Annotated in this window: 3 rRNA genes; all 3 read right to left on the bottom strand. The window is 57.6% G+C overall.

The window, feature by feature from the left end:
• Window position 1: 1 nt before the first annotated feature.
• The 3 genes from rrf to GSF22_RS30030 all read right to left on the bottom strand — a co-directional run bounded on the left by rrf (window position 2) and on the right by GSF22_RS30030 (window position 5,192).
• Window positions 2-118: ribosomal RNA gene (rrf, locus tag GSF22_RS30040) — 5S ribosomal RNA — on the bottom strand.
• 89 nt (window positions 119-207) lie between these two features.
• Window positions 208-3,318, bottom strand: a 23S ribosomal RNA gene (locus tag GSF22_RS30035).
• Window positions 3,319-3,677: 359 nt separating this feature from the next.
• A 16S ribosomal RNA gene (locus GSF22_RS30030) occupies window positions 3,678-5,192 on the bottom strand.
• Together the 16S, 23S and 5S rRNA genes form the textbook arrangement of a ribosomal RNA operon.
• Between the last annotated feature and the right edge of the window lie 157 nt (window positions 5,193-5,349).

Genomic DNA, 5,349 nt, shown 5'->3' with positions numbered 1-5,349 from the left:
TGTCCGGCGGCGTCCTACTCTCCCACACCCTCCCGAGTGCAGTACCATCGGCGCTGGAAGGCTTAGCTTCCGGGTTCGGAATGTAACCGGGCGTTTCCCCTCCGCCATGACCGCCGTAACCCTATCGACTTGTCAAACACCACACCCAACCAAACGGTCAGGGGTGTTCGTTTGTCGAGAGTTGCACAGTGGACGCGTAGCAGCTTAGTAATCAAGTCCTCGGCCTATTAGTACCGGTCAACTGAACCCGTTACCGGGCTTACATCTCCGGCCTATCAACCCAGTCGTCTAGCTGGGGGCCTTACCCCCACAAAGTGGGGCGGGATACCTCATCTCGAAGCGAGCTTCCCGCTTAGATGCTTTCAGCGGTTATCCCTTCCGAACGTAGCCAACCAGCCGTGCCCCTGGCGGGACAACTGGCACACCAGAGGTTCGTCCGTCCCGGTCCTCTCGTACTAGGGACAGCCCTTCTCAAGTATCCTACGCGCACGGCGGATAGGGACCGAACTGTCTCACGACGTTCTAAACCCAGCTCGCGTACCGCTTTAATGGGCGAACAGCCCAACCCTTGGGACCTGCTACAGCCCCAGGATGCGACGAGCCGACATCGAGGTGCCAAACCATCCCGTCGATATGGACTCTTGGGGAAGATCAGCCTGTTATCCCCGGGGTACCTTTTATCCGTTGAGCGACACCGCTTCCACACGCAAGTGCCGGATCACTAGTCCCGACTTTCGTCCCTGCTCGACCTGTCAGTCTCACAGTCAAGCTCCCTTGTGTACTTGCACTCAACACCTGATTGCCAACCAGGCTGAGGGAACCTTTGGGCGCCTCCGTTACCCTTTAGGAGGCAACCGCCCCAGTTAAACTACCCACCAGACACTGTCCCTGAACCGGATCACGGTCCGAAGTTAGATACCCAAATCAACCAGAGTGGTATTTCAAGATTGCCTCCACCCATACTGGCGTATGGACTTCACCGGCTCCCACCTATCCTACACAAGCTAATTCAGATACCAATGTCAAGCTATAGTAAAGGTCCCGGGGTCTTTCCGTCCTGCCGCGCGTAACGAGCATCTTTACTCGTAATGCAATTTCGCCGGGCCTGTGGTTGAGACAGTGGGGAAGTCGTTACGCCATTCGTGCAGGTCGGAACTTACCCGACAAGGAATTTCGCTACCTTAGGATGGTTATAGTTACCACCGCCGTTTACTGGCGCTTAAGTTCTCAGCTTCGCCCCGAAAGACTAACCGGTCCCCTTAACGTTCCAGCACCGGGCAGGCGTCAGTCCATATACATCGAATTACTTCTTCGCATGGACCTGTGTTTTTAGTAAACAGTCGCTTCCCCCTGCTCTCTGCGGCCATACAACGCTCCACCAGCAAGTGGCTTCACGTCTCCGGCCCCCCTTCTCCCTAAGTTACGGGGGCAATTTGCCGAGTTCCTTAACCACAGTTCGCCCGATCGCCTCGGTATTCTCTACCTGACCACCTGTGTCGGTTTGGGGTACGGGCCGCTCGGAACATCGCTAGAGGCTTTTCTCGGCAGCATAGGATCACTGACTTCACCTGAATCGGCTCGGCATCACGTCTCAGCCACAAGGTGTGCGGATTTGCCTACACACCGGCCTACACGCTTACCCCGGCACAACCACCGGCCGGGATCAGCTACCTTCCTGCGTCACCCCATCGCTTGACTACTACCCGCCAGGTTCCCACGCTCACCAAGATAGGTCCGAAGACCGCCCCCGGATCGGGTGGTTAGCACAACAAGGTTCATCATGGGCGCTCCTACGCGGGTACGGGAATATCAACCCGTTGTCCATCGACTACGCCTCTCGGCCTCGCCTTAGGTCCCGACTCACCCAGGGCGGATTAGCCTGGCCCTGGAACCCTTGGTCATCCGGCGGAAGGGTTTCTCACCCTTCTTTCGCTACTCATGCCTGCATTCTCACTCGTGCCGCGTCCACAACTCGATCACTCGGCTGCTTCACCCCCGGCACGACGCTCCCCTACCCATCCACACACCTGCACCAGAATCCGAAAACCCTGGCGAAGTTAAAATGTGAATGCCACAGCTTCGGCGGTGTACTTGAGCCCCGCTACATTGTCGGCGCGGAACCACTTGACCAGTGAGCTATTACGCACTCTTTAAAGGGTGGCTGCTTCTAAGCCAACCTCCTGGTTGTCTATGCGACCCCACATCCTTTTCCACTTAGCACACGCTTAGGGGCCTTAGCTGGTGATCTGGGCTGTTTCCCTCTCGACTACGAAGCTTATCCCCCGCAGTCTCACTGCCGCGCTCTCACTTACCGGCATTCGGAGTTTGGCTGATTTCGGTAAGCTTGTGGGCCCCCTAGACCATCCAGTGCTCTACCTCCGGCAAGAAACACGCGACGCTGCACCTAAATGCATTTCGGGGAGAACCAGCTATCACGGAGTTTGATTGGCCTTTCACCCCTAACCACAGGTCATCCCCCAACTTTTCAACGTTGGTGGGTTCGGCCCTCCACGCGGTCTTACCCGCGCTTCAGCCTGCCCATGGCTAGATCACTCCGCTTCGGGTCTAGGACACGCGACTCAAACGCCCTATTCAGACTCGCTTTCGCTACGGCTACCCCACACGGGTTAACCTCGCCACATGCCACTAACTCGCAGGCTCATTCTTCAAAAGGCACGCCGTCACCCCTAAAGGCTCCGACGGATTGTAGGCGAACGGTTTCAGGTACTATTTCACTCCCCTCCCGGGGTACTTTTCACCATTCCCTCACGGTACTAGTCCGCTATCGGTCACCAGGAAGTATTTAGGCTTACCAGGTGGTCCTGGCAGATTCACGGCAGATTACAGGAGTCCGCCGCTACTCGGGAACACCCACAGAAGACCAGCCACTTTCACCTACCGGACTCTCACCGCCTACGGTCAGCCTTTCCAGACTGTTCGGCTAGCAACTGGCTTTGTAACTCCTCGAACGAGTGTCAGCCCGCTCAGCAGGGTCCCACAACCCCGACCACGCAACCCCTGACAGGTATCACACGCAACCGGTTTAGCCTACATCCGCTTTCGCTCGCCACTACTCACGGAATCACTATTGTTTTCTCTTCCTACGGGTACTGAGATGTTTCACTTCCCCGCGTTCCCCCCATACACCCTATGTGTTCAGGTGCAGGTGACACCACATGACTGGTGCCAGGTTTCCCCATTCGGACACCCTGGGATCACAGCTCGGTTGACAGCTCCCCCAGGCCTATCGCGGCCTCCCACGTCCTTCATCGGCTCCTGGTGCCAAGGCATCCACCGTTCGCCCTTGACAACTTGACCACAAAGATGCTCGCGTCCACTGTGCAATTCTCAACAAACGACCAACCCACAACCCACAGCACCACACCAGACACCCACCCAAACTCAAGTGGACCGGTATGCGGCACCAGGCCATGCCTGGCAATCCGATCACCGAAAAAACAACCAACAGTTGTTCCTTCAGGACCCAACAGGGTGCCCATCATCCACCACCAGCCGCACCACCACACCGCTTTCCACCACCCCCAAAGGGATGCGTACTCACCATGGCAGCCGTTGCCGACAGCAAACTCACCAGTGTCTCCGCCACATGAGCACCCCACCACCACACTCGGGCGATGCGGGCTCCTTACCACCTTTCGGTGGAAGGTGCTCCTTAGAAAGGAGGTGATCCAGCCGCACCTTCCGGTACGGCTACCTTGTTACGACTTCGTCCCAATCGCCAGCCCCACCTTCGACGGCTCCCTCCACAAGGGTTGGGCCACCGGCTTCGGGTGTTGCCGACTTTCGTGACGTGACGGGCGGTGTGTACAAGGCCCGGGAACGTATTCACCGCAGCGTTGCTGATCTGCGATTACTAGCGACTCCGACTTCACGGGGTCGAGTTGCAGACCCCGATCCGAACTGAGACCGGCTTTTTGGGATTCGCTCCACCTCACGGTATCGCAGCCCATTGTACCGGCCATTGTAGCATGCGTGAAGCCCTGGACATAAGGGGCATGATGACTTGACGTCATCCCCACCTTCCTCCGAGTTGACCCCGGCAGTCTTCGATGAGTCCCCGCCATAACGCGCTGGCAACATCGAACGAGGGTTGCGCTCGTTGCGGGACTTAACCCAACATCTCACGACACGAGCTGACGACAGCCATGCACCACCTGTGACCGCCCCCGAAGGACCCCCCATCTCTGGAGGATTTGCGGCCATGTCAAACCCAGGTAAGGTTCTTCGCGTTGCATCGAATTAATCCGCATGCTCCGCCGCTTGTGCGGGCCCCCGTCAATTCCTTTGAGTTTTAGCCTTGCGGCCGTACTCCCCAGGCGGGGCGCTTAATGCGTTAGCTGCGGCACAGAGAACCGGAGAGGTCCCCCACACCTAGCGCCCAACGTTTACAGCGTGGACTACCAGGGTATCTAATCCTGTTCGCTCCCCACGCTTTCGCTCCTCAGCGTCAGTATCGGCCCAGAGACCCGCCTTCGCCACCGGTGTTCCTCCTGATATCTGCGCATTTCACCGCTACACCAGGAATTCCAGTCTCCCCTACCGAACTCTAGCCTGCCCGTATCGGCTGCAAGCCCGCAGTTGAGCTGCGGGTTTTCACAGTCGACGCGACAAGCCGCCTACGAGCTCTTTACGCCCAATAAATCCGGACAACGCTCGCGCCCTACGTCTTACCGCGGCTGCTGGCACGTAGTTGGCCGGCGCTTCTTCTGCAGGTACCGTCACTTACGCTTCGTCCCTGCTGAAAGAGGTTTACAACCCGAAGGCCGTCATCCCTCACGCGGCGTCGCTGCATCAGGCTTCCGCCCATTGTGCAATATTCCCCACTGCTGCCTCCCGTAGGAGTCTGGGCCGTGTCTCAGTCCCAGTGTGGCCGGTCGCCCTCTCAGGCCGGCTACCCGTCGTCGCCTTGGTAGGCCATCACCCCACCAACAAGCTGATAGGCCGCGAGCCCATCCCAGGCCGAAAAACTTTCCACCACCCACCATGCGGAGAATGGTCATATTCGGTATTAGCCCCGGTTTCCCGGGGTTATCCCAAAGCCTAGGGCAGGTTGCTCACGTGTTACTCACCCGTTCGCCGCTCGAGTACCCCGAAGGGCCTTTCCGCTCGACTTGCATGTGTTAAGCACGCCGCCAGCGTTCGTCCTGAGCCAGGATCAAACTCTCCAACAAAAACTTGTTGAAAAACAATCCCGACAACAAAAAGTGTTGCCAAAGGAATCCACAAACCAACCACACCAAACGATGCGGCCAGTCCGGGGTATCAAACAAAATTTGGCACTGGCTTATCAAGCACCCTGTTGAGTTCTCAAAGAACAACCACACACCA

Source organism: Micromonospora echinofusca, assembly GCF_017614955.1.
In the GTDB taxonomy this organism is placed as follows: Bacteria; Actinomycetota; Actinomycetes; order Mycobacteriales; family Micromonosporaceae; genus Micromonospora; species Micromonospora echinofusca_A.
The sequence above is the reverse complement of the archived record's forward strand: the minus strand, read 5'-3'. Positions and strand labels throughout refer to the sequence as shown.